Genomic DNA, 26,421 nt, shown 5'->3' on the forward strand with positions numbered 1-26,421 from the left:
CGGCCACCGGCTGCCCGTACCGGCCGCCGGAGGGTCGCTCCGCGGGGTCGGGATTCAGCCTTGCCGAATCACCAGTCTGCCACCCTGTCGCTGGGCGACGACTTTGCCCGGGAGATTGATGGCTCCCTGACCGCGCCAGCCGGTGATCAGACGGTCGACTTCCTCGATGTGACGGGCGAACAGCGAACCGGCCGGGGCGCCCGCCTCGATGGCCGCTCGGCGCAGGATCCGGCGGCGTACGGCGGGCGGCAGCGCGTACAGCTTGGCGCACTCCAGCAGGCCGGTGGCGTCCCGTACGGAGGTCTCGGCCTGGCTGGCCCAGGCGTCGAGGGCGTCGGCGTCGTCCCGGGAGAGCTGGGCGGTGCGGGCGAGTGCCTCGACGACGCCCTTGCCGAGGGCCTTCTCCAGGGCGGGCAGGCCCTCGTGCCGGAGCCGGGAGCGGGTGTAGGCCGGGTCGGCGTTGTGCGGGTCGTCCCAGACGGGCAGGGACTGGACCATGCAGGCCTTGCGGGCGGTCTGCCGGTCGAGGTGCAGGAACGGCCGCCGGTAACGGCCGCCGGCCCCCGAGACCGCGGCCATTCCGGACAGGGAGCGGATGCCGGAGCCGCGGGCGAGGCCCAGCAGGACGGTTTCGGCCTGGTCGTCCCGGGTGTGGCCGAGCAGGATCGCGGTGGCTCCGTGCCGCTCGGCGATCGCGTCGAGGGCGGCGTAGCGGGCGTCGCGGGCGGCGGCCTCGGGCCCTCCGTCGCGGCCGACGGTGACGGCGGCGGACTCGACGGGGTCGAGGCCGAGTTCACGCAGGCGCAGGACCACCTCGGCGGCGCGGAGGCCGGAGCCGGGCTGCAGGCCGTGGTCGACGGTGACGCCACCGGCGCGGATGCCGAGCTTGGGGGCCTCGAAGGCGAGGGCGGAGGCGAGGGCCATGGAGTCGGCGCCGCCGGAGCACGCGACGAGCACGAGCGGGGAGGGAGGCCGTTCGGCTCTCTGGTCCGGCCGGTGGCCGGGGGTGTCCGGGTGCTCGCCGGAGACCTGGTGGTCGTCGAGGATGTCGTGGAGGGCGCGGCGGACCGCCAGGCGTATCGCCGCGACCGCAGGATGGGGACCCATGTCCGGTTCCCTTCATGAAGTTTTCGGGGGGTGAGCCCGAGGTCGGTCACTCAGAGTGTGTAGATGGTGACAGAACCGGGCCGTTCCCCGAGCATTGCACGCCTACGCATGGCTCACGGTCCCTCGGACGGGTGATTGGAGGGGCGTTCGCCTGCCGTCGGCCGGATTCGGTTCACGACCCATGTGTGACGTTCACGACTCGGCCTTGCGGTGCACCCGCGCGACCCAGTCCGCCGGTTTGGCGATCTCCGCCTTGGTGGGGAGGGTGTTGGGCGAGGTCCACACGCGGTTGAAGCCGTCCACGCCGACCTCGTCGACGACGGCGCGGACGAACCGCTCGCCGTCGCGGTACTGCCTGAGTTTGGCATCCAGACCCAGCAGCTTGCGCAGGGCGAGGTCGAGGCGGGAGGCACCCTTGGCGCGGCGTTGCTGGAACTTCTCGCGGATCTCGGAGACGGACGGTACGACGCTGGGTCCGACGCCGTCCATGACGTAGTCGGCGTGGCCCTCCAGGAGGGACATGACGGCGGTGAGGCGGCCGAGGATCTCGCGCTGGGCGGGGGTCTGCACCAGTTCCACGAAGGAGTGGCCGCCGTCGTCCTCCTCGCCCTCGGGGCGGCCTCCGGCGAGGGACTGGGCGGCCTCCCGGATGCGCTCCAGGAAGGTCATCGGGTCGACGTCGGTCTCGGCCAAGAACGACTGGATTTCGCCCTCGAGGTGGTCGCGGAGCCAGGGAACGGCCGTGAACTGGGTGCGGTGGGTCTCCTCGTGCAGGCACACCCAGAGGCGGAAGTCGTGCGGTTCGACGTCGAGTTCGCGTTCGACGTGGACGATGTTCGGGGCGACGAGCAGCAGCCGGCCGCCGCCGGTGGCGCCGGCGGGCAGGTCGCGGGTGGCGGGGGCGAAGGTCTCGTACTGGCCGAGGACGCGGGAGGACAGGAACGAGAGCAGCATGCCGAGTTCCACGCCGGTGACCTTCCCGCCGACGGCGCCGAGGACCGCGCTGCCCGGGTTGCTGCCGCGCCGTTCCTGCATCTTCTCCAGCAGCGGCCGGAGGATCTCGCGGAAGCCGGCGACGTTGGCGCGGACCCAGCCGGGGCGGTCGACGACGAGGACGGGGGTGTCGTGGGTCTCCTCGGTGCCCATACGAGTGAAGCCCCGGACGTGTTCCTCCGAGGCTTTCGCGTGCCGGCGCAGCTCCGCGACGACGGCCCTGGCCTCGTCGCGGCTGACGTCGGGGCCGGGTCGTACGAGGCGGGTCGCGGTCGCCACCGCGAGGTTCCAGTCGACCATCCCGGGAGAGGCAGTGCCACCGAAGCCTGTCATGCCGTCAACCGTACGGGACCCTTCCCGCTCCGGGCAGGCCGTGCGGGGTCCGTGGTGGGCGGGTCCCGCCGTCGGCACACCTAGGGGGCTTCGTTTCGCGGACCCGGGCTGATCCAAACGAAACCCCCTAGTCGCAGCCGCATCCCGCGAGTGCCGTGGCCGTCCGGTCGAGGGCCGACTGGGCCTCGACCGGGTCGGTCGTGCCCGAGGCCAGGAAGGCGAAGGCCAGGAGGCGGCCGTCCTGGTCCACGAGGGTGCCCGCCAGGGTGTTGACGCCGGTCAGGGTGCCGGTCTTGGCGCGGATGAGGCCGGCCGCGCCGTCGGTGTAGCGGGCGGCCAGGGTGCCGGTGAAGCCGGCGACGGGCAGGCCGGTGAGGACGGGGCGCAGGCCGGGGCGGCCGGGGTCGCCGGCGGTGACGAGGAGGGCGGTGAGGAGGTCGGCCGTGAGCCGGTCGTCGCGGTTGAGGCCGCTGCCGTCGTGGAAGGAGGCGCCGGTCATCGGCAGGCCCAGCTTGGTCAGCCGTGCGGCGATCGCCTTCGCGCCGCCGGCGTAGCTGCCGGGTTCGCCGCTCGCCAGGGCCGTCTGGCGGGCCAGGTTCTCGGCGATGTCGTTGTCGCTGTTGGTGAGCATGCGCTCGACCAGGGCGGACAGCGGGGGTGAGGAGACCGTGGCGAGGGTCTCCGCGCGCGTGCTGGCCTTGGAGGGTCCGGGGGGTGTGGCGGTGATGCCGGCGTTCTTGAGGAAGCCGGCGAATTCGGCGGCGGCGTTCTTGGCCGGGTCGGCCACGCGCCGCACCGGTCCGGCGGCGGAGCCGTCGGTGCGGCCCTCGTCGGCGGTCAGGGCGCTGACGGGGGCGAGGTTGTCGTTCACGCCGATGGGGTGCAGGGCGGGGCCGGTGTAGAGGGTCGTGTCGTAGGAGAGCGTGACCTTGTGGATGTCCTTCTCGCGCAGGGCGTCGGCGGTGTCCTTCGCCAGGGTCCGCAGGCTCGCCCAGCCGTCGGACCGGGTGTGGGCGGTGAGGGTGGGGTCGCCGCCGCCGACCAGGACGAGTTCGCCGGTGTCGGGTTCGAGGGCGGCGCGGGTGGTGAGGCGGTGGTCGGGGCCGAGCGCGGACAGGGCGGCGACGGCGGTGGCGATCTTGGTGGTGGAGGCGGGGGTGAGGGCCCTGCCGGAGTCGACGCCGTACAGGCGCTTGCCGGTGGCCACGTCGACGACCGCGGCCGTGTGGGTGCCGCCGAGCGCGGAGGCGCCCAGGAGGGGCTCCAGGACGTCTGTGAGCGCCTTGGTGCCCGGCGTGGTCTCTTTGGTGCCGACGGCGGCTGTGGCGCGTCCCAGGCCCGTCAGGACGGGTTGGGCGCTGGGTGCGGGCCGGGGGGTGCCGGGGCCGCCGTGATCTGTGCCACCTGGCCGCTCCAGTGCGGCGGCCCGGTCGCGCTCGGCCGTACGCTGACCGTTGGCGTCCCAGGGGCCTGCCGCGGTCACCACTCCGGCGGCCAGTGCAAGGCCGGCGGTGGCGGCGCCCGCGGTGTACTGCCAGGTCCTGAGGGTCCGCGGACGGGGGAGGTGCACGGGCCGGGTCCGAAGGCTGCGCGTCAACCGCGCGATCCGCGGTCCCGCGGCCGTCACGGCCCTCGCCAGCCGGGGTCGCACGGCGTTCGCGATCCGCACCACCTGCGGTTTCGCGGCACGCCAAGGCCTCAGCTCCGGCACGACCACCAACCCCTTTCGCGATCACACACCTGCGTGAGGGACACTTAATCACCAGAACTATGTGCTGATCATGGAGGAGCCACCGGTGGAGTTCGACGTCACGATCGAGATCCCGAAGGGTTCGCGCAACAAGTACGAGGTGGACCACGAGACCGGTCGGATCCGCCTGGACCGTCGCCTCTTCACCTCGACCGCCTACCCGACCGACTACGGCTTCGTCGAGAACACCCTCGGCGAGGACGGCGACCCGCTGGACGCGCTGGTCATCCTGGACGAGCCGACCTTCCCGGGCTGCCTGATCAAGTGCCGTGCGATCGGCATGTTCCGGATGACGGACGAGGCGGGCGGCGACGACAAGCTGCTGTGCGTTCCGGCCACCGACCCGCGTGTGGAGCACCTGCGTGACATCCACCACGTCTCGGAGTTCGACCGCCTGGAGATCCAGCACTTCTTCGAGGTGTACAAGGACCTGGAGCCCGGCAAGTCCGTCGAGGGCGCCAACTGGGTCGGCCGCACGGACGCCGAGGCGGAGATCGAGCGGTCCTACAAGCGCTTCAAGGAGCAGGGCGGTCACTGACCGGCCGGTTTGCCTTTCGCGGGCCGCGGCACCCTGGGTGGGGTGGCGCGGCCCGTCTGCGTACTCATGCGCATACTGAGGCCTACGGAAGGTGTCGTTCAGGGAGCGGTGCGAGGTGACGGAGGCGGAGGACCGCAAGCCCCGGTCTGACGAGGCGCGGTACGACCCGGAGATCACGTCGGAGTTCGCCATCCCGGTGGGGCTCGACGTCCCCAGGGCCGTGGGTGAGCCGGAGACGACGTCCGAGTTCGCCGTACCGCAGGGGTTCCAGACGCCGCAGCCGGCGAGCCCCGAGCCGGAGGGGTCGGCGTTCAGCCCGCCGCACACCTACAGCGCCAAGGATGCCCCGGCCGCCTTCACACCGGCCACCGGGGTGCCGCTGGTCAGCCTGGTCAAGGACGCGCCGTGGCAGGACCGGATGCGCACGATGCTGCGGATGCCGGTGGCCGAGCGGCCCGCGCCGGAGCAGGTGCAGCGCGGCGAGGAGGAGGGCCCGGCGGTTCCGCGCGTCCTCGACCTGACCCTGCGTATCGGCGAGCTGCTGCTCGCGGGCGGTGAGGGCGCGGAGGACGTGGAGGCCGCGATGTTCGCGGTGTGCCGGTCCTACGGACTGGACCGCTGCGAGCCGAACGTCACCTTCACGCTGCTGTCGATCTCCCACCAGCCGTCCCTGGTCGAGGACCCGGTGACGGCGTCGCGGACGGTACGGCGGCGGGGCACCGACTACACGCGGCTGGCGGCCGTCTTCCGGCTGGTGGACGACCTGACCGACGCCGAGACCCATGTCTCCCTGGAGGAGGCCTACCGGCGCCTGGCGGAGATCCGGCGCAACCGGCACCCCTACCCGGGCTGGGCGCTGACCCTGGCCGGCGGGCTGCTGGCCGGCGCGGCCTCCGTGCTGGTCGGCGGTGATCTGATCGTGTTCGTCGCGGCGGCCGTCGGCGCGATGCTCGGCGACCGGCTGGCCTGGCTGTGCGCGGGGCGCGGGCTGCCGGAGTTCTACCAGTTCACGGTCGCGGCGATGCCGCCCGCGGCGATCGGGGTGGCGTTCGCGCTGGCGCACGTGGACGTGAAGGCGTCCGCGGTCGTCACCGGTGGACTGTTCGCGCTGCTGCCCGGACGGGCGCTGGTGGCGGGCGTGCAGGACGGTCTGACCGGCTTCTACATCACGGCCTCGGCACGTCTGCTGGAGGTCATGTACTTCTTCGTCGGCATCGTCACCGGCGTGCTGATCGTCCTGTACTTCGGCGTGAAGGTCGGCGGCGAGCTGAACCCGGACGCGGCGCTCGTCACCAACGGACGGCCGCTGATCCAGATCGCGGCGTCCATGCTGCTGTCGCTGACCTTCGCGGTGCTGCTGCAGCAGGAGCGGTCGACCGTGCTGTGGGTGACGCTCAACGGAGGCGTCGCGTGGACGGTGTACGGCGCGATGCACTACGTGGCCGACATCTCGCCGGTGGCGTCCACGGCGGTGGCGGCGGGGCTGGTGGGGCTGTTCGGGCAGCTGCTGTCGCGTTACCGGTTCGCCTCCGCGCTGCCCTACACGACGGCGGCGATCGGTCCGCTGCTGCCCGGTTCCGCCACGTACTTCGGGCTGCTCAACATGGCCCAGAACGAGGTGGACAAGGGGCTGGTGTCGCTGGCCAACGCGGCTTCCCTGGCCATGGCCATCGCGATCGGGGTGAATCTCGGGTCGGAGGTGTTCCGGCTGTTCCTGCGGGTCGGCTCCGCGGGGAAGCGGCGGGCCGCGAAGCGGACCCGGGGTTTCTAGGGGCGCGGGTTCGCCGCGCCCCGGCGTCGGCTACCGCTGGCCGTAGTCGTACGGGTACGGGTGCTGGGGCTGGTGCGGGTCGTACTGCTGCTGCTCGCCGTACGGCTGCTGCTGTTCGCCGTACGGCTGCTGCCCGCCATAGGGCTGCTGGGCATGCTCGGGCCGCTGCTGCGGGTACTGCTGCTGGTCGTGGTACCGGTTGCCGTACTGGTCGTCGTACCGGTTGCCGTACTGGTCGTCGTACTGGCTGTCGTAGCCGCCCTGGTTCCAGTACGGCTGTTCCTGCTGCTGGTGCTCGTACGGCTGGTCCGGCTCGATGCGGCGGAGCTGGGTCGTGGCCGTGTCCATGGCCGGGGGCTGCTGGTACCCGGGTGCCTGCGGCCGCAGCGGGGGCTGGGGGGCGGCCTCGGCGGGCTTCTTCTGCTTGCCGCGCGCCCGCAGCAGCTCGATCACGATCGGGACCACGGAGATGAGGACGATCAGGATGAAGATCGCCTCGATGTTGTTCTTGACGAAGTCGATGTTGCCGAGCCAGGAGCCGAGCAGGGTGACGCCCGCGCCCCACAGCACACCGCCGATGACGTTGAAGAGCAGGAACGAGCGGTACTTCATGCCGCTGACGCCGGCGATGATCGGCGTGAACGTGCGCACGATGGGCACGAAGCGGGCCAGGACCAGGGACTTCGGGCCGTACTTCTCGAAGAACTCGTGCGCCTTGGTGACGTTCTCCTGCTTGAACAGGCGCGAGTCCGGCCGGTTGAACAGGGACGGGCCGACCTTCCTGCCGAACATGTAGCCCGCCTGGTCGCCCAGGATCGCGGCGAGGCAGATCAGGCCGATCGCCCCCCACAGCGGGAAGTCCAGCTGGTGCGACGTGATCAGCAGACCGCACGTGAACAGCAGCGAGTCGCCCGGCAGGAAGAACCCGATGAGCAGGCCCGACTCGGCGAAGACGACGAGCAGCAGGCCCCAGACGCTGTACGTGTCCAGCAGGTAGTTGGGATCGAGCCAGCTCGGGCCGAGGGCGAGTGTCATCACGGGTCCGGGCTCCTGGGGGTGAAGGCGGCTGCGGCGGCTGAACATCGTGGGATTGCCGCACAAAGCTATCAACGTGAGGTGACCGCCCCAGGTTCCACGGGCGTATCCGGGATGCACTGTGTGATGACTGGGAGAAAGCTGTGGTTCATGGGACTCGATGACTACGGCGGCGGCCAGGAGCCCCAGCCGGACGTGCTGGTCGTGACGACGAACGACGTGCCCGGATACCGGGTGCAGGAGGTGCTGGGCGAGGTCTTCGGGCTCACCGTGCGCTCCCGGCACCTCGGCAGCCAGATCGGTGCCGGGCTGAAGTCGATGATCGGCGGCGAGCTGAAGGGGCTCACCAAGACGCTCGTGCAGACCCGCAACCAGGCCATGGAGCGGCTGGTGGAGCAGGCACGCGCGCGTGGGGCCAACGGGGTGCTGATGTTCCGGTTCGACGTGACGGAGGCCGCCGACGTGGGCACCGAGGTGTGCGCCTACGGCACGGCGGTGGTCCTGGCCCGGGAGTGAGCCCCGCGCACGCCCGGGCCGGGACCGGTCAGGAGGTGGTGTGCCGGTCGGCGTTGGCGAGGATCGCCGCGCGCAGGTGTTCCGCGAGCCCCGGGTGCAGGGAGTCGTAGAAGGCCTTGAAGCGCTCGTCGGAGACGTACATCTCCGCGAAGCACCGGTGCATCTCGTACTCGACCTCGAAGTAGTACCTGCTGATGTGCCGCCGGTGTTCCTCGGCCAGGTCCATGGCCGCCTCGCCGGCCGGCTGCTCGCCGGCGGCCACGAGGCCGGCGTACCGCCGGCCCCAGTCGTCCACCTCGGCCTGGATCCGCTTCCAGTCCTCCTTGCCGTACGTGGCGGCGCGGCGCTGCGACTCGGCGTACGCCTCGGTGCCGCCCCAGCGCTGCTCGGCCTCCTCGGCGTACTGCTCGGGGTCCTTGTCCCCGAACACCTCGAACCGCTCCTCCGGCGTGAGGTTGATGCCCATCGTGCGTGCCTCCATGGCGTGCTCCACGGCCGCGGCCATCTTCTGCAGCTTCTCGATCCGGGCGGTCAGCAGTTCGTGCTGGCGGCGCAGGTGTGCGCGCGGGTCCGCGTCCGGGTCGTCGAGCAGGGCCGCGACCTCCTCGAGCGGTAAGCCGAGCTCCCGGTAGAACAGGATCTGCTGGAGCCGGTCGAGGTCGGCGTCGTTGTAACGCCGGTGGCCGGCGTGCGTGCGCTCGCTGGGCACGAGCAGGCCGATCTCGTCGTAGTGGTGCAGGGTGCGCACCGTGATGCCGGCGAACCCCGAGACCTGTCCCACGGAGTAGCTCACGTCTTCCGCTCCTTGTCGTCGGTACGCCGTCCACGCTGAGGCCTCACGTCACGTGAGGTGCAAGTCCGGGATCTCTCCGGGTGGCGACTCCGGGTCGTTCCGGATGTCCGGTCCGGGCCGTCCGCCTATGGTGGCCGCAAGGAGGCACCCATGGCCCTGCACAAAGGTCCCGAAAAGCACGAAGAGCGGCAGGTGTCGGTCAACCCCTTCTTCGGGGAGGCCAATCCGGTCGCCGGAATGACCGAGGCGCCGCCCACGCACCGGCTCCCCGACGTCCCGCTGGCGCCGAACACCGCCTATCAGCTGGTGCACGACGAGCTGATGCTGGACGGCAACTCCCGGCTGAACCTGGCCACCTTCGTCACCACCTGGATGGAGCCGCAGGCCGGGGTGCTGATGGCGGAGTGCCGGGACAAGAACATGATCGACAAGGACGAGTACCCGCGCACGGCCGAGCTGGAACGGCGCTGCGTGGCGATGCTCGCCGATCTGTGGAACGCGCCGGACCCGTCGGCGGCGGTGGGCTGTTCGACGACGGGGTCGAGCGAGGCCTGCATGCTCGCCGGGATGGCGCTCAAGCGCCGCTGGATGCGGCGCAACTCCGACCGGTATCCGGGCGCGCGGCCCAACCTGGTGATGGGTGTCAACGTCCAGGTGTGCTGGGAGAAGTTCTGCAACTTCTGGGAGGTGGAGGCCCGGCTGGTGCCCATGGAGGGCGACCGCTTCCACCTGGACCCGCAGGCGGCGGCCGAGCTGTGCGACGAGAACACCATCGGGGTGGTCGGCATCCTCGGCTCGACGTTCGACGGGTCCTACGAGCCGATCGCCGAGCTGTGCGCGGCCCTGGACGCCCTGCAGGAGCGCACGGGCCTCGACGTCCCGGTGCACGTGGACGGGGCGTCCGGCGCGATGGTGGCGCCCTTCCTGGACGAGGACCTGGTGTGGGACTTCCGCCTGCCGCGCGTGGCGTCGATCAACACCTCGGGGCACAAGTACGGGCTGGTGTATCCGGGCGTCGGCTGGGCGCTGTGGCGGGACAAGGAGGCGCTGCCCGAGGAGCTGGTCTTCCGGGTCAACTACCTGGGCGGCGACATGCCGACCTTCGCGCTGAACTTCTCCCGTCCGGGCGCCCAGGTGGTCGCGCAGTACTACACGTTCCTGCGGCTGGGCCGCGAGGGGTTCCGGGCGGTGCAGCAGTCGACGCGGGACGTGGCGCGCTCGCTGGCCGGGCGGATCGAGGCGCTCGGGGACTTCCGGCTGCTCACGCGCGGGGACGAGCTGCCGGTGTTCGCGCTCACCACGGCCGACGACGTCACGTCGTACGACGTCTTCGACGTCTCCCGGCGGCTGCGCGAGAACGGCTGGCTGGTGCCCGCGTACACCTTCCCGCCGAACCGGGAGGACCTGGCCGTCCTGCGGATCGTGTGCCGCAACGGCTTCTCCCACGACCTGGCCGACCTGCTGGTGGACGACCTGACGCGGCTGCTGCCGGAGCTGCGCCGCCAGCCGCATCCGCTCACGCACGACAAGGAGGCGGCCACCGGCTTCCACCACTAGAACCGTCGCGTTCCGCGACCGGGCCCGCTCTCGCGGTCGGTCAGCGGGCGTCCCCCGGGTGCCGCTCCCCCGTGGCGTACGGGTTCTCCTGCCCCTCGGCGAGGACGCCGACGAACGGTTCGCCCTCGCCGGCGAACGTGTAGGCACCCGCTTCCAGGCGGTCGACGAGCCCCTGGGTCCAGGCCGCGTCGGTGTCGGCCGTGCGGACCCAGAGGTCCATGATCTCGCCGATGTGGCCCAGCTGTCCGGGGCCGTCCTCGGGGATGTAGTGCTCGGTGACGGCGGCCCGCCACTGCCCCGTCCGCCGGATCCGCTCCCGCAGCAGCTCCAGTGCCTCGGCCCGGGGCAGTTCGACGAGGAAGCCGATCGCCGCCGACCGGACGTCCATCTTCTGGTCGTAGGAGACCAGGGCCTCGCGCAGCAGCCGGAAGAACTCCTCCTCGCCCGGGCCGGTGATCTCGTACTCCACCCGGGGCGGCCCCCCGGCCGTGGACGGCGCGGTCTCGTGCGCGTGCAGCAGTCCCTGCTTGGCCATCTGCTTCAGGGCGTGGTAGACCGAGCCGGGCTTGGCGTTGGACCACTCGTGCGCGCCCCAGTACTCCAGGTCGCCGCGCACCTGGTAGCCGTGGGCCCGCCCGTGCTGGCGGACGGCGCCCAGCACGAGCAGACGGATCGCTGACATGGGGTCCAGGTTAGGCCCCGGGACGTCGCGGTCACCCCCAGGAGGTGCCCTCCTCCAGGGCGACCAGCTCGAACGCGGTCTTCCCGTCCAGGGACTCGCGGATGATGTCGGCGTGGCCGGCGTGCCGGGCCGTCTCGCGGATCAGGTGCAGGCACAGCCAGCGCAGGGACACCCGGCTCTGCGGCGGGAACCAGGGGTCGGGCGGCAGCGGGAAGGTGTCGTCCAGGCTCGGTGCCGAGCGGATGAACTTCTCCGTCTCGGCGGCGACCTGCTCCCAGTACGCCAGCTGGGAGGCGACCGTCTCGTCGCCGATCAGCTGGAAGGTCTCGTGCCAGTTGGACTCGTCGCGCCGGATCGCCGGCGGCTCCTGCCTGGCGCGGGCGATCCAGCCCTGTTCGACCTCCGCGGCGTGCTTGAGCAGCCCGCCCAGGGAGAGTTCGCTGGCACTGGGGCGGGTGCGGGCCTGTTCGTCCGTCAGCCCGAGCAGGGCCCGGCGGATGCCGCCGCGCTGCTCCTCGATGAACGCGAGCAGCGCCCCGCGCTCGTCGCCCTGCGTCTCCGCCGGTACGTGCTTGACCATGGCCTTGCCGCCTTCCCTCGGTGCGCCGGGCCTCTGCCCTGACACCGACGACAGTACGGGCCCACTAGGTCAGATCCTGTCCGCTTGGGCCCGCACGTCTCGACGGCCTGGCAGCCTCAGAAGGGGAACCCGCTCCGGCCGTGCTGCACCGAGATCCACTTGACGGTGGTGAAGGCCTCCAGCGTCGTGTCGCCGTTCAGACGGCCGATGCCGGAGTGCTTCTCGCCGCCGAAGGGCACGATCGGCTCGTCGTGGACCGTGCCGTCGTTCACGTGGAACATGCCGGTGTCGATCCGCTTGGCGAAGGCGACTCCCCGCTCGATGTCGCCCGTGTGCACGGCGCCGCTGAGGCCGTACGGGGTGTCGTTGACGATCCGCACCGCGTCCTCCTCGCCGTCGAACGGGACGAGGAAGACCACCGGGCCGAACACCTCCTGCTGCAGCAGAGCGGAGTCGGCGGGGACGCCGGTGAGCACGCTGGGCTCGACCAGGTTGCCGGAGGTGCCGCCCCGCACGAGGGCGGTGGCTCCCTCGGCGAGCGCCTGCTCGACGGCGCCGTGAACCGCGCTCGCCTGCTGGGAGTTGATGACCGGGCCGATCACGGTCTGCGGGTCGCGCGGGTCGCCCACCTTCAGGGTGCGGACCTTGGCGACGAACTTCTCGGTGAACTCGTCGGCGATCGAGCGGTCGACGAGGACCCGGTTCGCGGCCATGCAGACCTGGCCCTGGTGGACGAAGCGGCTGAAGACCGCCGCGTCCACCGCGTAGTCGATGTCGGCGTCGTCCAGCACCACCAGCGCGCTGTTGCCGCCCAGTTCGAGCACCGAGCGCTTGAAGTTCGCGGCGCAGACGGTGGCGACGTGGCGGCCGACCTTGTCCGAGCCGGTGAAGGAGATGACCTTCGGGACCGGGTGCTCGATGAACGCGTCACCGATCTCGGCGATGTCCGTGACGACGACGTTGAGCAGGCCGCCGGGCAACCCGGCCTCCTCGAAGATCTTCGCGATCAGGGTGCCGCCGGCGATCGGGGTGTTCTGGTGCGGCTTGAGGACGACGGCGTTGCCGAGCGCGAGCGCCGGGGCGACCGACTTCAACGACAGCAGGAAGGGGAAGTTGAACGGGCTGATCACGCCCACGACGCCCACCGGCACCCGGTAGACGCGGTTCTCCTTGCCGTCGGCCGGCGAGGGCAGGATCCTGCCCTCGGGGCGCAGCGCGAGGTGGATCGACTCGCGCAGGAACTCCTTGGCGAGGTGCAGCTCGAAACCGGCCTTCACGCGGGTGCCGCCCAGTTCCGCGATGATCAGGTCGGCTATCTCCTGTTCGCGGTCCTCGATCAGCCGGAGCGCCCGCTCGAAGACCCCGCGGCGGGCGTAGGGGTTGGTCGCGGCCCACTCCTTCTGGGCGCGGGCGGCGGCCCGGTAGGCCTGGTCCACCTCGTCGACCGTGGCCACCGTGATCGAGGCCAGCTTCTCGTCGTCGTACGGGTTGAAGTCGATCACGTCCCAGGAGCCGGTTCCCGGACGCCACTCGCCGTCGATGTACTGCTGGGCCAGGTCGGTGAAGTAGGACGACATGTGAACCCTCAATCGCTAGCGGCCACCAGAACTGCGCCATGTCTGATCGCACGTCATGGTACTTGTGTTTAAAGCGAGTTGAGGGAACAGGTCAGGACAGCTGGAGAAGTCCGCGCAGCAGGTCCCGGCTCTCGTCGGGGCCCGGGCTGTCCTGCTGCAGCTCCTTCAGGGCCTGCTCGTACTGGGCGACGTCCTCGCGCTTGTCGAGGTAGAGGGCGCTGGACAGCTGCTCCATGTACACCACGTCGGACAGGTCGGTGTCGGGGAAGCTGAGGATGGTGAAGGCGCCGCTCTCACCGGAGTGCCCGCCGAAGCCGAACGGCATGACCTGCAGCCGCACGTTGGGCCGCTCGGAGACGTCGATGAGGTGCTGGAGCTGGCCGCGCATCACCTGGCGGTCGCCGTAGGGCCGGCGCAGGGCGGCCTCGTCGAGGACGATGTGGAACTCCGGGGCGTTCTTGGCGAGCAGGTACTTCTGCCGCTCCAGGCGCAGGGCGACCCGCCGCTCGACGTCGGCGGCGCTCGCGCCCTTCATGCCGCGCCGGACCACCGCGCGCGCGTACTCCTCGGTCTGCAGCAGGCCGTGCACGAACTGCACCTCGTAGACGCGGATCAGCGAGGCGGCGCCCTCCAGGCCCACGTAGGTGGGGAACCAGCTGGGCAGAACGTCGGTGTAACTGTGCCACCAGCCCGCCACGTTGGCCTCGCGGGCGAGGGAGAGCAGCGACTGGCGCTCCGCCTCGTCGGTGACGCCGTAGAGCGTCAGCAGGTCTTCGACGTCCCTGGTCTTGAAGCTCACCCGGCCCAGCTCCATCCGGCTGATCTTCGACTCGGAGGCGCGGATCGAGTAACCCGCCGCCTCGCGCGTGATGCCCCGCGCTTCCCGCAGTCGCCTGAGTTGCGAGCCGAGCAGCATCCGCCGCACCACCGATCCGGGCTCTCCCGCGCTCACGTTCGCCAGCCTCCCCAACCGTCTTCAGGGCCCGCAGTCTGCCACTAAAACACTTCGAGCAGTACTCGTCCGGTTACGGAAACGGAAAGACGTCGGCCGTTTCCGCCCGCCCGTGGTCGGGAAGAGGTCAGGACCACTGGCGGAAACCGCTGCGAAGATGGCGGAAAAAATGGCCAAGAAGCGGTACGGGAGGGGCTATTTCGGTCGCGTGCACGTGCATCTGCCCTTGCATCTGCTTCACGCATCCGAAACCATGGTGCCGCGCCACCGCTGCATCGCTACGACCGCGAACACCCGGGAGTGCCTCGCATGGGGACGAATGGATCGACCATGCTCAAGCCGTTACGGCAGGGCCTTCCGCCATTGGATCCCGCGGCCGTGTCCAACGCCGCCTCCTGCGCCCTGCCCGCCCGGTACGAGGCGGTGCGCGAGGCCCGGCGCTTCACCCGCGGCACCCTCGACCAGTGGGACATCGGCGACCGCTTCGACGACATATGCCTGGTCGTCTCCGAACTCGTCACCAACGCCCTGCGCCACGGCCTGCCCGGTGAGGCGGGATGCCCCGAGCACGCCCCGTCCGTGCGGCTGCACCTGCTGCGCTGGAGCGAGCGGCTGGTGTGCGCGGTGCGCGACCCGAGCCACGAGACGCCGGTGCCGCGCGACTCGGACGACTTCTCCGCCGAGTCCGGACGCGGCCTGTTCCTGGTCGACTCCTTCGCGGACAGCTGGGGCTGGCACCCGCTCGCCGGCAGCCTGCAGGGCAAGGTCGTCTGGGCGCTGTTCCGGCTGCGGACGGCCGGCTGAGGCGATACGGCACCTACGGACGCCCGTTGTCTACGCGCGTCGCTGCCGCCTTCGCCCCGGCCGGCCGCCACCGACATCGTTGCCACCCGGGACCACACGCCGTCAGGGCATCAGCTCGCCACCAAGTGGTCGAACTCGCCGTCCTTGACGCCGAGGAGCATCGCCTCGATCTCCGCGCGCGTGTAGACGAGCGCCGGTCCGTCCGGGAAACGCGAGTTGCGTACGGCCACCTCACCGCCCGGCAGCCGCGCGAACTCCACGCAGGAACCCTGCGAGTTGCTGTGCCGGCTCTTCTGCCAGGCCACTCCGTCCAGCTGCGTGGCAGCCATGCCGTTGTACACGTCGTCGTACCCCCCGTACACGCCGTCAACGTCGCGGTCCACAGGTCGCTCCCCGCTGGTGCACTGGCTGATGTGGCCATAGATGCTGTGGTCAACTGACCCGGATCATAACCTTCTTCATATGCAGATGCGTGAGCAGATGCACGTGCACGAGGGGTGTTCCCGCGATTACAGGCGGGCCGTCCGTCCGGCGCGGCTCGGGCATCCCTTACGGGAGCCGCTCCAGCGCCTGCCCAAGAGCAGGCAGGACATGCCCCCTCCACCCGTTGCCCATGATCGTCCGGGCCATCAGCTGAGCCGGGTCGTCCGGATCGAACCCCTCGTGCACCAGGAACAGACGCGTACCGCGCCCTTCTTGTTCCAGGGTCCAGGTCACGGTCCAGTCGGCGGGGTTGGCGGGATCGGCATCCGCCCAGCGGAGGGACAGCATCCGCTCGATGTCGTAGGCGAGCACCCGCACGTCCACGACTCCGGAGAAACGGGCGTTGGGACGCGGGACGGAGGTCATCCGGTACCGGTGGCCGACCTCGAGGCGGAAGCCCTCGGCGCCGGGCATCTGCCAGCGGGCGAGCAGCTCGGGGTCGGTCAGGGCGCGCCAGACCTTGGCGGGCGGGTGCGGGTAGAACTGGTCGACGCGCAGGGTGGTGAGGTCGTCGTCGGGTTCGGTGCTCATGAGGCGCCATCGTCGGGCATGCGGTCGAGCAGATCGCCGAGGTCCTTCAGCTGCTCGCGCCAGAACCGCTCGTACGGATGGAGCCAGTCCTGCACCTCGGCGAGGGGTGCCGCGCACAGGCGGTAGATGCGCTGCCGGCCGGAGCGCTGCTCGGCGACGAGGCCGGCCTCCCGGAGCACTTTGAGGTGCTCGGAGAGGCTCGGGCGGCGCATGTCGAAGTGGTCGGCCAGGGCCTGCACGGGCTGGGGCCCCTGCTCGCGCAGCAGCCGCAGGACCTCGCGGCGGGTGGCGTTGGCGAGCGCGGCGAAGACGCGGTCCGCGGCGGCCTGTTCGGCCCCGGCTGTGGGCATGGCCGGCCTTTCTACTGGTGGGCCTCCGTGAGCAGCATCAGACCGTTGCCGTCGGGGTCCCGGAAGGAGGCCATGCGGCCCCACGGGTACGCGTCCGGACCCTGTACGTCGGTGCCCGCCCCGGCGAGCCGGGCGCAGTCGGCGTCGACATCGGTCGTCACCAGCATGATCCCCCGCGCCGAGCCGGGTTCGAAATCGCCCATGCCCGGACCGGCGAGCGTGAAGACGGTCTGCGCCCCCTCGGGCGCGACCTGGAGCCAGCGTCCCTGCGGCAGCCGCACGTCGGCGGTGACCTGGAAGCCGAGGACGTCCCGGTAGAAGCGCAGAGCGCGGTCCTGGTCGGTGACGGGGAGGGTGAGGAAGGAGACGTGGGTGAGGGTCATGGGACGACCATAAGTAGGGAGTTCCCTACCAGTCAAGCGTAGGGAGATTCCTACCTATGGTGTCCGGTCAGCGGCTGGGCGACGTCGGCGGGTCCTGCCGCCCGCGTCCGAGGAGTCTTGCGGTGGCTGCTGGTAGCTTGCTGCGGGCCGTCCGGCCGAGGGCGGCCGGCCGCTACGAGCTTGGGAGCTTTCCGGTGACTTCTGCGACGGCAAGGGTGCGGACCGCGACCGTGGCCGCGGGCCTGGTGGGCGCGCTCGCCGCGCTGACCGCGTGCAGCGGGGGCGGTGGGGGTGACTCCGAGGGCGCGTCCGCGACACCGAGCGCGACCGCGGCCGCCCCGTCCGCCACGGGGTCGGCGGGCGTGACGGGCTCCTCCGGCAAGCTGCAGGGCAGTTGGATCACCACGTCGGGCGGCAAGATCGTGGCCCTGGTGATCAGCGGGGAGCGGGCCGGGCTCTTCGTGACCGGCGGCAAGCAGTGGTGCCGCGGGACCGCCGGCGAGGAGGCGGGGATGCAGATGATCCATCTGACCTGCCCCGACGGCGACACGGCACGGGTCAGCGGGATGGTCGACTCGGTGGACGGCAAGGGGATGCGGGTGACCTGGTCCGGCAAGACCGGCAAGGAGTCGTACACCAAGGCCGACGGCGGCAAGCTGCCGTCCGGTTTCCCGAAGGCGTGAGCGGAACGGGCCACCGCCACCTGAAGCGGTGATATCCGGAGGGGCGCGCGAACCGGCCCACGGCCGAGGCGCCATGATGCAGGAGCACCGTCACGACCTCGATGGGACCTGCTCATGCGCGCCATTCCGCTCACCGTCACCGCCCTCGCCGCCGCCCTGCTGCTGACCGCCTGCAACGACGACGGCGGGAGCAAGAGCGGAGGCAAGAACAGCTCCGCCTGCACACTCGGCGGGGTCTCCGTGCAGGTCGGTTCGGCGAGCGTGGCACCGGCGGCCGGGGACACGGGCGAGATCCCGGTCAGCATCACCAACCAGAGCAAGCCGTGCACCCTGGACGACTTCCCCGGCGTGGCCCTCAACCCGAAGGGTGTGGCCGCGAAGCTGTCGCCGCAGAAGGGCGCGAAGGCCCAGAAGCTGAAGCTCGCCAAGGGCGACTCCGCGACCTTCACCATCAGCTACGTGCGCGGCAAGGCCGGCGACCCCAAGAGCCTGCCGGCGACGGACATGAACATCACCCTGCCCGGCGGCGACGTCGCGCAGAGCTTCGCCTGGAAGTACGGCCCGGTCGCCGGCCGGACCGGCCAGAGCGACCCGGACGCCTCGGTGAGCGCCTTCCAGCAGGTCGGCGACTGAGCGCTCACTCCAGCCGCCGGCGGGCCTTCACCTGTGCCTCGTCGGCCGCTCGCGCGCCCTCCGTCCAGCCGGCCGCGTCGCTCACACCGCGCAACCGGGTGGCGGTGGTCTCGGGGAACATGCGCTCCAGGCGGGCGGTGACGGCTACGGCGCGCGTGGCCAGCACCGGCAGCAGGTCCTGGGCGACCTGGGTCTCGACGACGGACGCCAGCCGGTCGCCGACCCGGTGGGCGTAGGCCGCGAGGAACGACTGCCGGAAGGTCTTGGTGCGCTTGCGGCCGCCGGCGCGCTGAGCCGCCTCCGCCCTGGTCATCGCGTGGGTGGCCTGCACCAGCAGCGAGGTGTAGAGCAGCTCGACCGACTCCAGGTCGGCCTCGAAACCGACGACCGTGGAGAAGGCGAAGGCCTCGTTCCACACCGCGCGGCAGTGGTTCGCCGTGGCGACCGCGTCCAGCAGCACCGCCTTGGCCTGCTCGTACGGCGGCTCGACGCCGATCCGGCAGGCTCCGGGCGTATCAGGGGCGGGCGCCTCGGCGGCGAGCAGGGCCTCGTCGACGCTGTGCCGGGCCATCAGCTCCTGCGCCTTGGCGCTGAGCGCCTCCGCCTCCTCCGGGTAGCCGGTCGCCTCGGCCTTGGCGAGCAGGGCGCGGATGCGGCCGAGCATGCGGGTGGCCGCCGGGCCGGACGTGCGGCGGGGCTCCTCCTCCAGGGGCTCCAGGGCGGGCAGGCGCAGCAGCAGGCGGTACAGCTCCAGCAGGGCCGTGGCGTGCGAGAAGCGGTCGCCCGCGCGGGTGGTGCCCTCGGGCAGCGCCTCCAGCTGGGCGGCCCAGCGGTGACCGCGGGGCCGGTCCCGTCCCGCCTGGGCGCGGATCAGGGCGGCGGCGAGCCGGACATGCGCCTCTTCCAGCTCCCGCCGCACCAGCCGGACGACGTCGGCGGGCTGCCAGCCGCGCTGCCAGGCGCCGGCGAGGAACTCCTCGCCGCGCCGGGCCAGTTCGGGGTCCGCGGCCGGGTCGGCGGCGAGCAGGGAGGCGCCGGTGTCGAGTCCGGCGTCGGTGCCGTCGTAGAGGGCGGCCCCGAAGGCCCGCTCGACGGTGCTGGCAGTGCTGGTCACACCGTCGATCGTGCCATGCCCCGCCGACAGCGGGCCGAGAGTTGTCCACAGGCTGTGGACAAGTGGGCGGCGAGGCTGGCCGCCAGGGGTGCCGACCGTCGCGAGAGGGGCGGAGGAACGACTGTCAACCGATGGTTGACACCCGGAGAGGCGCAACCTACGGTTGACACATGGCGACCCAACCGGCCATCACGGCATCCGTACGCCTCGACGACCTCATCGAGGCCATCAAGAAGGTCCACGCCGAGCCTCTCGAGCAACTCCAGGACGCGATGATCGCCGCCGATCACCTCGGTGACGTGGCCGACCATCTGATCGGCCACTTCGTCGACCAGGCCCGGCGCTCGGGGGCGTCCTGGACCGACATCGGCAGGAGCATGGGGGTGACCCGGCAGGCGGCGCAGAAGCGGTTCGTGCCGAAGGAGTCCGGCGAATCCGCCCAGGACTTCAGCCGCTACACCCCGCGCGCGCGGAACGCGGTCATCGCCGCGCACAACGAGGCGGTGGCGGCCCGCACCCCCGAGGGCCTGCCCGAGCACCTGGTCCTCGGCCTGCTCGCCGAGCCGGAAGGCCTGGCCGCGAAGGCGATCAGCGCACAGGGCGTCCCCCTGGACGCCGTACGCCGGGCCGCGACCGCCGCGCTCCCGCCCGCCGCCGAGGACATGCCCGACCTCGTCCCCTACGGCACCGACGCCAAGAAGACCCTGGAACTCACCTTCCGCGAGGCCCTGCGGCTGGGCCACAACTACATCGGCACCGAGCACATCCTGCTGGCCCTGTTGGAGCACGAGAACGGCGCGGGCGTCCTCAGCGGCCTCGGCATCACCAAGGCGGCGACCGAGGCGTACCTCGCCAAGGTGCTGTCGCTGGTCGCGGAGAAGGACCGGCAGGAGGGCGAGAAGGACTGAAACCGCAGGCCAAGGCGATTGTCAGACCCTGCTGCCACACTCGCAGTCATGACCGACCGGTGGGCTCTCGCACCGGCCGAGGACGGAGGCGTGGACGTCGCCCCCCTCGGCCCGGACGGGCTGCCCGCCGGGCCGGTGCGGCGGGAGAGCGATCTCGCCGGGGCGGTGCGGAGCCGCCCGGAGGTGACGCGCTGGGTGTGGCGGTCCACCCCCGAGGTCTACCCGCGTCTGCTCGCCACGGGGGTGCGAGTGGAGCGGTGCTACGACATCGAGGACGCCGAGACACTCCTGCTGGGCCACGAGGGACGGTACGGCGAGCCACGCTCGGCCGCCGCCGCCCTGGCCCGCCTCCGCGGCGGCCCCGTACCGCCCGATCCGCCGCAGCGCGCGGCCGAACCGGGCGCCCAGTCCCCCCTGTTCGAGCCCGCCGGCGCCCGGCTGCCCCTGCCCGACCTGCTCGCGGTCTACGCCGGCCAGCTGCGGCGGCACGACCGGTGCGCCCACCCGGACCGGATGCGGCTGCTGACCGCCGCCGAGTCGGCCGGGATGCTGGTCGCCGCCGAGATGAACCACGCGGGCCTGCCCTGGAGCGCCGGCGTCCACCGCGACCTGCTGCGCGACCTGCTCGGCGAGCGGTACGCGGGCGGCGGCGAGCCCCGCCGCCTCGCCGAGCTGGCCGACGAGGTGTCCGCCGCCTTCGGCCGCCGGGTCCGCCCCGACCTGCCCGCCGACGTGGTCAAGGCCTTCGCCCAGGCCGGGATCAAGGTCAGGTCGACCCGCCGCTGGGAGATCCGGTCCGTCGACCACCCGGCCGTCGCTCCGCTGCTGGAGTACAAGAAGCTGTACCGCATCTGGGTGGCGCACGGCTGGTCCTGGCTCCAGGACTGGGTGCGCGACGGCCGGTTCCGCCCCGAGTTCCTGGCCGGCGGCACGGTCACCGGGCGCTGGGTGACCAACGGCGGGGGCGCCCTGCAGATCCCCAAGGTGATCCGCCGGGCCGTGGTGGCCGACCCCGGGTGGCGGCTGGTGGTGGCCGACGCCGACCAGATGGAGCCGCGGGTGCTCGCGGCCATCTCCCGCGACCCCGGCCTGATGGAGGTCGCAGGCCGCGAGAGCGACCTCTACCAGGCCGTCTCCGACCGCGCCTTCTCCGGCGACCGCGACCAGGCCAAGATCGCGGTGCTCGGCGCGGTCTACGGCCAGACCTCCGGCGACGGCCTGAAGAACCTCGCCGCGCTGCGCCGCCGTTTCCCCAAGGCGGTGGCCTACGTGGACGACGCCGCACGGGCCGGCGAGGAGGGCCGGCTGGTGCGGACCTGGCTGGGCCGGACCTGCCCGCCCGCCGCCGGATCGGGCGAGGACGCGGCGGAGGAGGCGGGCATCCCCGTGAGCGAGGACGAACACGAGGGGCAGAACGCCTGGGTGCCGGGCTACGCATCGACCGACTCCCGCGCGCGGGGCCGCTTCGCACGCAACTTCGTCGTCCAGGGCAGCGCCGCCGACTGGGCCCTGCTGATGCTCGCCGCGCTGCGCCGGGCCTGCGCAGGCCTCCGGGCCGAGCTGGTCTTCTTCCAGCACGACGAGGTGATCGTGCACTGCCCCGCCGAGGAGGCCGACACCGTCGTGCGGGCCATCCGCGACGCCGCCGGCCTCGCCGGACGGATCACCTTCGGCGAGACACCGGTCCGCTTCCCGTTCACGACGGCGGTGGTGGAGTGCTACGCGGACGCCAAGTGAGCGGCCCGGCGGACAGGTTCAGCCGTCGAGCAGCTGCCGCAGTTCGGCGAGCACCGCCTGCTCGTCCGTGCCGTCCAGCGCCGTGAGCGCCGCGCGCCAGGCCTCGTGCGCCTCCGCCCGCCGCCCCTGCTCGCTCAGCAGCAGCCCGTGCTGGTGCCGGGCCAGACCGCCCGTGTAGCGGTCGGCGCGGGCGTCGGCCCGGCGCAGCAGCTCGGCGCACTCGACGCCCGCCCGGCCGGTCTCCCCCAGCTGCCGCAGCGCACGGACCAGTCCGAGCCGGGTCTGCGACTCGCCGTGCCAGTCGCCGTGCTCGCCGAGGATGCGCAGGCTCTCCTCGAAGTGCCGTGCCGCCGCGGCCGGTTCACCGAGGGTGAGCTGGGCGTAGCCGATGTTGCAGTGCGCCGAGTGCTGCACGATGACCGCGCCGATCGCGTCCCCGATGGCCAGCGAGCGCCGGTGCTGCTCGATGGCGGCGCGCGGGTCGGTGTGCTCGTACAGGTTGCCGAGATGGCTGTGGGTGACGGCCTCGCCGTACAGGTCGTTCAGCCGGCGCGAGTAGGCGAGGCTCTGCCGCAGCGCCTCCCCGGACTCCGCGAACCGCCCCAGCCCCTCCAGCAGCAGCCCGCGGTTGTTCAGACAGCGCCGGATCCTGGAGGCCGCACCGAGCCGCCGCCAGATCTCGAGGGCCCGGTCGGTGAGGGCGAGGGCATCGTTCTGCCGGCCGGTCAGGAAGTGCAGGCCGGCCAGGTCGCCCAGCGCGTACGCCTCGGCCGCCGCGTCGCCGAGCCGCCGCGCCACCCCGAGCGCGGCCCGCCCCAGCACCTCCATCTCGGCGACCTGTCCGCCGCGCTGGACATGGGGGAAGAGCAGCCGCGCCAGCACCGAGAGGTGGGCGGCGGCACGCGGGTCGGACGTGTCCGCGTTGCGCGTCACCAGGGCGACGACGTTCTCCAGCTCCATCTCGCCCCAGGCGAAGGCCGTCTCCGCGGACTCGAAGGACGGTATGGCCGCCACCTCCGCCGCGTGCTCGGCCGGCTGCGCGGAGGTCGCCCGGAGCCGGTCGTCCTGGTCGATGCCGGGCTCCACGGTGACACCGAGCACCCGCTCGGCGACGGCGGCGTACCAGCACAGGGCGGTGCGGTCGGGGGAGCCCATGCCGGTTCCGTCGTCGGCGAGTTCACGGGCGAAGTGGCGGACCAGGTCGTGCGGGACGTACCGGCCGTACGCCGTCTCCTCCAGCAGGGCGACGTCGACCAGCCGGTCCAGGGCGGCCTCGGCGCGGCGCTCGTCGGTGCCGGTGAGGCGGGCGATCAGCGGGGCGCCGTAGGTCGGCAGGTCGAGCGCGCCGATGTGGCGCAGGGCGAGGGCCGCGTCCCGGTCGGCCTCGCGTTCCGCGGCGGCGAGCGCGTCGTGCGCGACGGCCAGGGAGCGCCGGACGCTCAGGTCGTCGTACTCCAGGTGGTGCAACCGGCCGCCGGTGGCCGCCAGTTGACCGGCCAACGCGTCCGGGGTGAGGGCGCGGCGGGCGGCGAGCCGGGCGGCGACGACCCGCAGCGCGAGCGGGAGCCGGCCGGTCAGCTCCACCAGGGGATGCCCGGCGTCCAGTCCTTCGCGTCCGCTCACCGCGCGCAGCAGGGCCGCGCTGTCCTCGCCGGTCAGCGGGGCGAGCGGGAAGCGCCGGGCGCCGTCGAGGGCGGTCAGCGGAGAGCGGCTGGTGACGATCACCGCGCAGCCGGGACCGGCCGGCAGCAGGGGCCGCACCTGGGCCGCGTTCGCCGCGTCGTCCAGCACCAGCAGGATGCGGGCCGGGGCGAGCAGCGAGCGGAGCAACGCGGCCGCCGCGTCGGGGTGTTCGGGGATGGTGCGGGGCTCGGCACCGAGGTCGCGCAGCAGCGCGGCGAGCGCCTGTGCCGGGGTGAGCGGGGCCATGCCGGGGGTGGCGCCGTGCAGGTTGACGTAGAGCTGGCCGTCGGGGAAGCGCTCGCGCAGCTCATGTCCGACGTGCAGGGCGAGGGCGCTCTTGCCGACTCCGGCCATGCCGCTGATCACGGCGACGGCCGGGGCCGGGGCGGGCGGCTCGGTCAGCGCGAGACGGAGCGCGCCGCGGATGCCGGTTCGGCCGGTGAAGTGTGCTGGTGGCGGCGGGAGTTGCGCCGGGCGCGGGATCTGCCGGGCGGCCGGGCCGCGGCCGTCCGGCGAAGGTGCGGGGGACGGCGGGGTGCCCTCGCCGGTGTCCTCGTCCGCGGGGCCGGTGGCGCCGGGCTGCCGGCGGCCCGCTCCGGCGGCCGTGCCGGAGTCCGCGCGCCCCTCCTGCCGCCGCTCTTCCCGCTGCCGCCCCTCGTCGCTCCCGCGCAGCACCTCGACATGCGCCTCGCGGACCGCCGGTCCCGGCTCGATGCCGAGTTCCCCGACCAGGCGGGCGCGCAGGTCGCGGTGGACGGCGAGGGCCTCGGCCTGGCGGCCGGTGCGGTGCAGGGCGAGCATCAGCTGACGGTGGTACGCCTCGCGCAGCGGATACTCGGCGACGAGCGCCGCCAGCTCGGGCACGAGCGCCGCCAACCGGGCTCCGCCGAGGCCGAGTTCCGCCTCGTAGCGCCACTCCAGCACGAGCAGCCGCGCCTCCTCCAGGCGCTGGACGAGGGCGTAGCCGCCGAGGTCGGCCGGGAGCCCGCTGAGCGGGGTGCCGCGCCAGAGCGCGAGCGCGGCCGTGCACGCGCGGACGACGCCCGGCCAGTCCCGCCGGGCGTGCGCGGACCGCGCCTGGGCGACCCGGGCGTCGAAGACGTGCACGTCCAGCTCGCCCGGGTCGACGCGCAGGACGTAGCCCGGGGGCACGGCCCTGAGCCGCTCGGGGTCGTCCAGGAGGCGGCGCAGCCGGGTGACGTGGTTGTGCAGGGAGGCCTGCGCGGAGACGGGCGGCGCCCCGCCCCACAGGGCGTCCTTCAGCGACTCGACCGACACGACCCGGCCGGGCTCCATCAGCAGGGCGGCGAGCAGGGCGCGCACCTTGGGGCTGCCGATGGCACGGACGCCGTCGTCGGGGGTGTCGCCGGGAGGGTCTGCGGGAGCGCCGTCGGCCGTGTCCTCCGCGGGGCCGCCGGTGCCGCCACCGGTGCCGCCGGCGGGGCCGCCGACGAGGGTGTCGTACGACATCTCGTACGGCGGTCGCTCGTACAGGACCGGCGGTCCCAGCAGTCCGAACCGCAGCCCGCACCGCCGCATCACGCCGCTCCACTGCCTTCCCGCGCGGCCGGGGCCGACCGTGCTCCGCGGCGGGCCCGTGCCCGCCGTCGTCTGGCGGAAACCCGCCCTGTCCCCAGCGGTTTCCCGCCACCTTCCGCCGGCCGGACCCGCCTCGACTCCGCCCGTGCGGCGGCCCGTTCGGGCTGCCGCCGGGCGACTTCCGGCCAACCGGTCCCCGACCTTCCGACGAACCGTTGGCCACATGTTAGCGATCCGTTGGCGAATCCTGATGTGATCATTCCATCGGAGCTGGCCCTACGGCGCGCGCGACAAGTCGCGTAACTCGGGGGAGTGTCGCCGCAGGCCAGATCCGGGGACGTCTCAGGACCCCGGTCGGCGGAGGTGAACGACCGGGGTCCCGTCCCGTTTCCTTCTCCCGCTCCCGCCGGCCGCGTCGGCCGCCGGACGGTTCAGATCACCGGCGGCCGGCCGAGCCGGGTGAGCCGCCACACCGTCCGCCAGCGCATGGGGCGCCGCTCGCCGGCCGGTTCCCGCAGCCCTTCCGCGAACCCGGCGAACCAGGCCCGCAGCCCGCCCGGCGAACGGGTGCGGGCGAGCGTGAGGAGCGTCCACACCCCCAGGTGCACCGGGATGAGCGGCAGCGGCAGCCGGCGCCGGACGAGCCAGACGCGGTTGCGGGCGTTGACGCGGTAGTAGATGGCGTGCCGGGCCGGTGAGGTCTTGGGGTGCCGGAGCAGCAGCTCGGGCGCGTAACGGATCTTCCAGCCGGCGTCGGTGGCGCGCCAGGCCAGGTCGGTCTCCTCGTGCGCGAAGAAGAACTCCGCGGGCCAGTCCCCGATCTCGTCCAGCATCGCCGTGCGGAAGGCGTGCCCGCCGCCGAGGAAGCAGGTGACGTAACCGCCGCGCATCGGGTCGGATCTGCCCACCCGGGGCACGTGCCGCTGCTGGGTCTCGCCGTGCTCGTCGGCGATGCGGAAGCCGACGATGCCGAGGCGCGGGTCGGCGGCGTACAGGTCGCGGACGCGGCGCAGGACGTCGGCGTCGACGAGGAGGCCGTCGTCGTCCAGTTCCACGACGATGTCGGTGTCGCCGTACTCGCGCAGCCGGGCGAGGGCGACGTTGCGGCCGCCGGGGCAGCCGAGGTTCTCCTCGACGTCGATGGTGGTCACCTCGCCGGGCAGGGAGAGCCGGCGGGCGAACTCGGGCAGCCGGCAGCCGTTGCCGACGATCACGATGCGGGCCGGGGCGAGGTCCTGCTTGGCCACGGACTCCAGCAGGGCGTCGACCTCGGCGGGCCGGTTCCCCATGGTCACCACGGCGACGGCGATCCTCGGCTCCACCACGTCCCTCACCTCATCCGGCCGACGGCGGCACCGCACCCTGACCGCGCGGTGCCCGCCGTTCACC

25 protein-coding genes are annotated in these 26,421 nt (G+C 72.5%); 9 read left to right on the plus strand and 16 right to left on the minus strand.

Annotated features, from left to right (window positions below; genetic code table 11):
* Positions 1-54: 54 nt before the first annotated feature.
* The 3 genes from tilS to dacB all read right to left on the minus strand — a co-directional run bounded on the left by tilS (position 55) and on the right by dacB (position 4,105).
* Positions 55-1,107, minus strand: a complete 1,053-nt coding sequence (gene tilS / locus AB0N17_RS32685) for a tRNA lysidine(34) synthetase TilS (protein WP_366015208.1) — start codon at positions 1,105-1,107, stop codon at positions 55-57.
* A gap of 192 nt (positions 1,108-1,299) precedes the next feature.
* Positions 1,300-2,400: a zinc-dependent metalloprotease gene (locus AB0N17_RS32690; RefSeq protein WP_366015241.1), complete on the minus strand. Its 1,101-nt coding sequence runs from the start codon at positions 2,398-2,400 to the stop codon at positions 1,300-1,302.
* Positions 2,401-2,560: 160 nt separating this feature from the next.
* Positions 2,561-4,105 carry a D-alanyl-D-alanine carboxypeptidase/D-alanyl-D-alanine-endopeptidase gene (gene dacB, locus AB0N17_RS32695; protein ID WP_366015242.1) on the minus strand — a complete coding sequence of 515 codons (1,545 nt, stop codon included), beginning with the start codon at positions 4,103-4,105 and terminating at the stop codon, positions 2,561-2,563.
* Between the two features lie 124 nt (positions 4,106-4,229).
* On the opposite strand from dacB, the gene AB0N17_RS32700 reads away from it, so the two are divergent.
* Positions 4,230-4,721 (plus strand): inorganic diphosphatase, encoded by a 492-nt coding sequence (locus tag AB0N17_RS32700; protein WP_031115900.1) that lies wholly within the window; start codon positions 4,230-4,232, stop codon positions 4,719-4,721.
* Positions 4,722-4,836: 115 nt separating this feature from the next.
* On the plus strand, positions 4,837-6,492 hold the full coding sequence (locus AB0N17_RS32705) for a threonine/serine exporter family protein (RefSeq protein ID WP_366015209.1): 1,656 nt from the start codon (positions 4,837-4,839) through the stop codon (positions 6,490-6,492).
* A gap of 30 nt (positions 6,493-6,522) precedes the next feature.
* Here the strand turns inward: AB0N17_RS32705 and AB0N17_RS32710 are convergent, their stop codons facing one another.
* Positions 6,523-7,530 carry a VTT domain-containing protein gene (locus AB0N17_RS32710; RefSeq protein WP_366015210.1) on the minus strand — a complete coding sequence of 336 codons (1,008 nt, stop codon included), beginning with the start codon at positions 7,528-7,530 and terminating at the stop codon, positions 6,523-6,525.
* A 147-nt stretch (positions 7,531-7,677) separates the two neighbouring features.
* Here AB0N17_RS32710 and AB0N17_RS32715 point away from each other — a divergent pair, with 147 nt between their 5' ends.
* The gene (locus AB0N17_RS32715; protein WP_366015211.1) at positions 7,678-8,043 is read left to right on the plus strand and encodes a YbjQ family protein; all 366 of its coding nucleotides are present in this window, start codon (positions 7,678-7,680) and stop codon (positions 8,041-8,043) included.
* A gap of 28 nt (positions 8,044-8,071) precedes the next feature.
* Here AB0N17_RS32715 and AB0N17_RS32720 read toward each other — a convergent pair whose 3' ends face one another.
* Positions 8,072-8,836 carry a MerR family transcriptional regulator gene (locus tag AB0N17_RS32720; protein ID WP_366015212.1) on the minus strand — a complete coding sequence of 255 codons (765 nt, stop codon included), beginning with the start codon at positions 8,834-8,836 and terminating at the stop codon, positions 8,072-8,074.
* A gap of 150 nt (positions 8,837-8,986) precedes the next feature.
* On the opposite strand from AB0N17_RS32720, the gene AB0N17_RS32725 reads away from it, so the two are divergent.
* Entirely contained in the window at positions 8,987-10,393 is a 1,407-nt protein-coding gene (locus AB0N17_RS32725; RefSeq protein ID WP_366015213.1) for a glutamate decarboxylase, read from the plus strand.
* 40 nt (positions 10,394-10,433) lie between these two features.
* On the opposite strand, the gene AB0N17_RS32730 is transcribed toward AB0N17_RS32725, so the two are convergent.
* The 4 genes from AB0N17_RS32730 to AB0N17_RS32745 form a co-directional block, all read right to left on the minus strand.
* A complete protein-coding gene (locus AB0N17_RS32730; RefSeq protein WP_366015214.1) occupies positions 10,434-11,075 on the minus strand; it encodes a PadR family transcriptional regulator in 642 nt (213 codons plus the stop codon).
* Positions 11,076-11,106: 31 nt separating this feature from the next.
* Complete coding sequence (locus AB0N17_RS32735) at positions 11,107-11,655, minus strand: DinB family protein (RefSeq protein WP_366015215.1); 549 nt, start codon at positions 11,653-11,655, stop codon at positions 11,107-11,109.
* Positions 11,656-11,771: 116 nt separating this feature from the next.
* Positions 11,772-13,232: an aldehyde dehydrogenase family protein gene (locus AB0N17_RS32740; protein WP_366015216.1), complete on the minus strand. Its 1,461-nt coding sequence runs from the start codon at positions 13,230-13,232 to the stop codon at positions 11,772-11,774.
* Positions 13,233-13,323: 91 nt separating this feature from the next.
* Positions 13,324-14,148: a helix-turn-helix transcriptional regulator gene (locus AB0N17_RS32745; protein ID WP_366015243.1), complete on the minus strand. Its 825-nt coding sequence runs from the start codon at positions 14,146-14,148 to the stop codon at positions 13,324-13,326.
* Positions 14,149-14,514: 366 nt separating this feature from the next.
* Between AB0N17_RS32745 and AB0N17_RS32750 the strand changes: the two genes are divergently transcribed.
* Positions 14,515-14,988: an ATP-binding protein gene (locus AB0N17_RS32750; RefSeq protein WP_366015217.1), complete on the plus strand. Its 474-nt coding sequence runs from the start codon at positions 14,515-14,517 to the stop codon at positions 14,986-14,988.
* A 110-nt stretch (positions 14,989-15,098) separates the two neighbouring features.
* On the opposite strand, the gene AB0N17_RS32755 is transcribed toward AB0N17_RS32750, so the two are convergent.
* From AB0N17_RS32755 to AB0N17_RS32770, 4 genes are all read right to left on the minus strand, one after another.
* Positions 15,099-15,317, minus strand: a complete 219-nt coding sequence (locus AB0N17_RS32755; RefSeq protein ID WP_356336548.1) for a DUF397 domain-containing protein — start codon at positions 15,315-15,317, stop codon at positions 15,099-15,101.
* A 220-nt stretch (positions 15,318-15,537) separates the two neighbouring features.
* Positions 15,538-16,002, minus strand: a complete 465-nt coding sequence (locus tag AB0N17_RS32760) for an SRPBCC domain-containing protein (protein WP_366015218.1) — start codon at positions 16,000-16,002, stop codon at positions 15,538-15,540.
* On the minus strand, positions 15,999-16,352 hold the full coding sequence (locus AB0N17_RS32765) for a metalloregulator ArsR/SmtB family transcription factor (protein ID WP_366015219.1): 354 nt from the start codon (positions 16,350-16,352) through the stop codon (positions 15,999-16,001). The genes AB0N17_RS32760 and AB0N17_RS32765 overlap by 4 nt, the downstream gene beginning before the upstream one ends.
* Positions 16,353-16,363: 11 nt before the next feature.
* Positions 16,364-16,735, minus strand: coding sequence for a VOC family protein (locus tag AB0N17_RS32770; protein ID WP_366015220.1), 372 nt, complete (start codon positions 16,733-16,735; stop codon positions 16,364-16,366).
* Between the two features lie 194 nt (positions 16,736-16,929).
* On the opposite strand from AB0N17_RS32770, the gene AB0N17_RS32775 reads away from it, so the two are divergent.
* Both AB0N17_RS32775 and AB0N17_RS32780 read left to right on the plus strand, forming a co-directional pair.
* Positions 16,930-17,418, plus strand: coding sequence for a hypothetical protein (locus AB0N17_RS32775; protein ID WP_366015221.1), 489 nt, complete (start codon positions 16,930-16,932; stop codon positions 17,416-17,418).
* Between the two features lie 114 nt (positions 17,419-17,532).
* Positions 17,533-18,051 (plus strand): DUF4232 domain-containing protein, encoded by a 519-nt coding sequence (locus AB0N17_RS32780; RefSeq protein ID WP_366015222.1) that lies wholly within the window; start codon positions 17,533-17,535, stop codon positions 18,049-18,051.
* A gap of 4 nt (positions 18,052-18,055) precedes the next feature.
* Here AB0N17_RS32780 and AB0N17_RS32785 read toward each other — a convergent pair whose 3' ends face one another.
* The gene (locus AB0N17_RS32785; RefSeq protein WP_366015223.1) at positions 18,056-19,165 is read right to left on the minus strand and encodes a DUF2786 domain-containing protein; all 1,110 of its coding nucleotides are present in this window, start codon (positions 19,163-19,165) and stop codon (positions 18,056-18,058) included.
* A gap of 170 nt (positions 19,166-19,335) precedes the next feature.
* On the opposite strand from AB0N17_RS32785, the gene AB0N17_RS32790 reads away from it, so the two are divergent.
* Both AB0N17_RS32790 and AB0N17_RS32795 read left to right on the plus strand, forming a co-directional pair.
* The gene (locus tag AB0N17_RS32790; protein WP_366015224.1) at positions 19,336-20,073 is read left to right on the plus strand and encodes a Clp protease N-terminal domain-containing protein; all 738 of its coding nucleotides are present in this window, start codon (positions 19,336-19,338) and stop codon (positions 20,071-20,073) included.
* Positions 20,074-20,121: 48 nt separating this feature from the next.
* Entirely contained in the window at positions 20,122-21,810 is a 1,689-nt protein-coding gene (locus AB0N17_RS32795; RefSeq protein ID WP_366015225.1) for a bifunctional 3'-5' exonuclease/DNA polymerase, read from the plus strand.
* 18 nt (positions 21,811-21,828) lie between these two features.
* Here AB0N17_RS32795 and AB0N17_RS32800 read toward each other — a convergent pair whose 3' ends face one another.
* Both AB0N17_RS32800 and AB0N17_RS32805 read right to left on the minus strand, forming a co-directional pair.
* Positions 21,829-25,032 carry a BTAD domain-containing putative transcriptional regulator gene (locus AB0N17_RS32800; protein WP_366015226.1) on the minus strand — a complete coding sequence of 1,068 codons (3,204 nt, stop codon included), beginning with the start codon at positions 25,030-25,032 and terminating at the stop codon, positions 21,829-21,831.
* A gap of 431 nt (positions 25,033-25,463) precedes the next feature.
* Positions 25,464-26,357 (minus strand): glycosyltransferase, encoded by an 894-nt coding sequence (locus AB0N17_RS32805; protein WP_366015227.1) that lies wholly within the window; start codon positions 26,355-26,357, stop codon positions 25,464-25,466.
* Between the last annotated feature and the right edge of the window lie 64 nt (positions 26,358-26,421).

This window comes from Streptomyces sp. NPDC051133 (assembly GCF_040682635.1).
In the GTDB taxonomy this organism is placed as follows: domain Bacteria; phylum Actinomycetota; class Actinomycetes; order Streptomycetales; family Streptomycetaceae; genus Streptomyces.

Coding starts and splice junctions, on each gene's coding strand:
- AB0N17_RS32690 (WP_366015241.1), bottom strand. CDS start 2,400: ATGGTCGACTGGAACCTCGCGGTGGCGACCGCGACCCGCCTCGTACGA.
- AB0N17_RS32735 (WP_366015215.1), bottom strand. CDS start 11,655: ATGGTCAAGCACGTACCGGCGGAGACGCAGGGCGACGAGCGCGGGGCG.
- AB0N17_RS32770 (WP_366015220.1), bottom strand. CDS start 16,735: ATGACCCTCACCCACGTCTCCTTCCTCACCCTCCCCGTCACCGACCAG.
- AB0N17_RS32715 (WP_366015211.1), top strand. CDS start 7,678: ATGGGACTCGATGACTACGGCGGCGGCCAGGAGCCCCAGCCGGACGTG.
- AB0N17_RS32790 (WP_366015224.1), top strand. CDS start 19,336: ATGGCGACCCAACCGGCCATCACGGCATCCGTACGCCTCGACGACCTC.
- AB0N17_RS32750 (WP_366015217.1), top strand. CDS start 14,515: ATGCTCAAGCCGTTACGGCAGGGCCTTCCGCCATTGGATCCCGCGGCC.
- AB0N17_RS32795 (WP_366015225.1), top strand. CDS start 20,122: ATGACCGACCGGTGGGCTCTCGCACCGGCCGAGGACGGAGGCGTGGAC.
- AB0N17_RS32760 (WP_366015218.1), bottom strand. CDS start 16,002: ATGAGCACCGAACCCGACGACGACCTCACCACCCTGCGCGTCGACCAG.
- AB0N17_RS32745 (WP_366015243.1), bottom strand. CDS start 14,148: ATGCTGCTCGGCTCGCAACTCAGGCGACTGCGGGAAGCGCGGGGCATC.
- AB0N17_RS32730 (WP_366015214.1), bottom strand. CDS start 11,075: ATGTCAGCGATCCGTCTGCTCGTGCTGGGCGCCGTCCGCCAGCACGGG.
- AB0N17_RS32740 (WP_366015216.1), bottom strand. CDS start 13,232: ATGTCGTCCTACTTCACCGACCTGGCCCAGCAGTACATCGACGGCGAG.
- tilS (WP_366015208.1), bottom strand. CDS start 1,107: ATGGGTCCCCATCCTGCGGTCGCGGCGATACGCCTGGCGGTCCGCCGC.
- AB0N17_RS32800 (WP_366015226.1), bottom strand. CDS start 25,032: ATGCGGCGGTGCGGGCTGCGGTTCGGACTGCTGGGACCGCCGGTCCTG.
- AB0N17_RS32780 (WP_366015222.1), top strand. CDS start 17,533: ATGCGCGCCATTCCGCTCACCGTCACCGCCCTCGCCGCCGCCCTGCTG.
- AB0N17_RS32755 (WP_356336548.1), bottom strand. CDS start 15,317: ATGGCTGCCACGCAGCTGGACGGAGTGGCCTGGCAGAAGAGCCGGCAC.
- AB0N17_RS32725 (WP_366015213.1), top strand. CDS start 8,987: ATGGCCCTGCACAAAGGTCCCGAAAAGCACGAAGAGCGGCAGGTGTCG.
- AB0N17_RS32765 (WP_366015219.1), bottom strand. CDS start 16,352: ATGCCCACAGCCGGGGCCGAACAGGCCGCCGCGGACCGCGTCTTCGCC.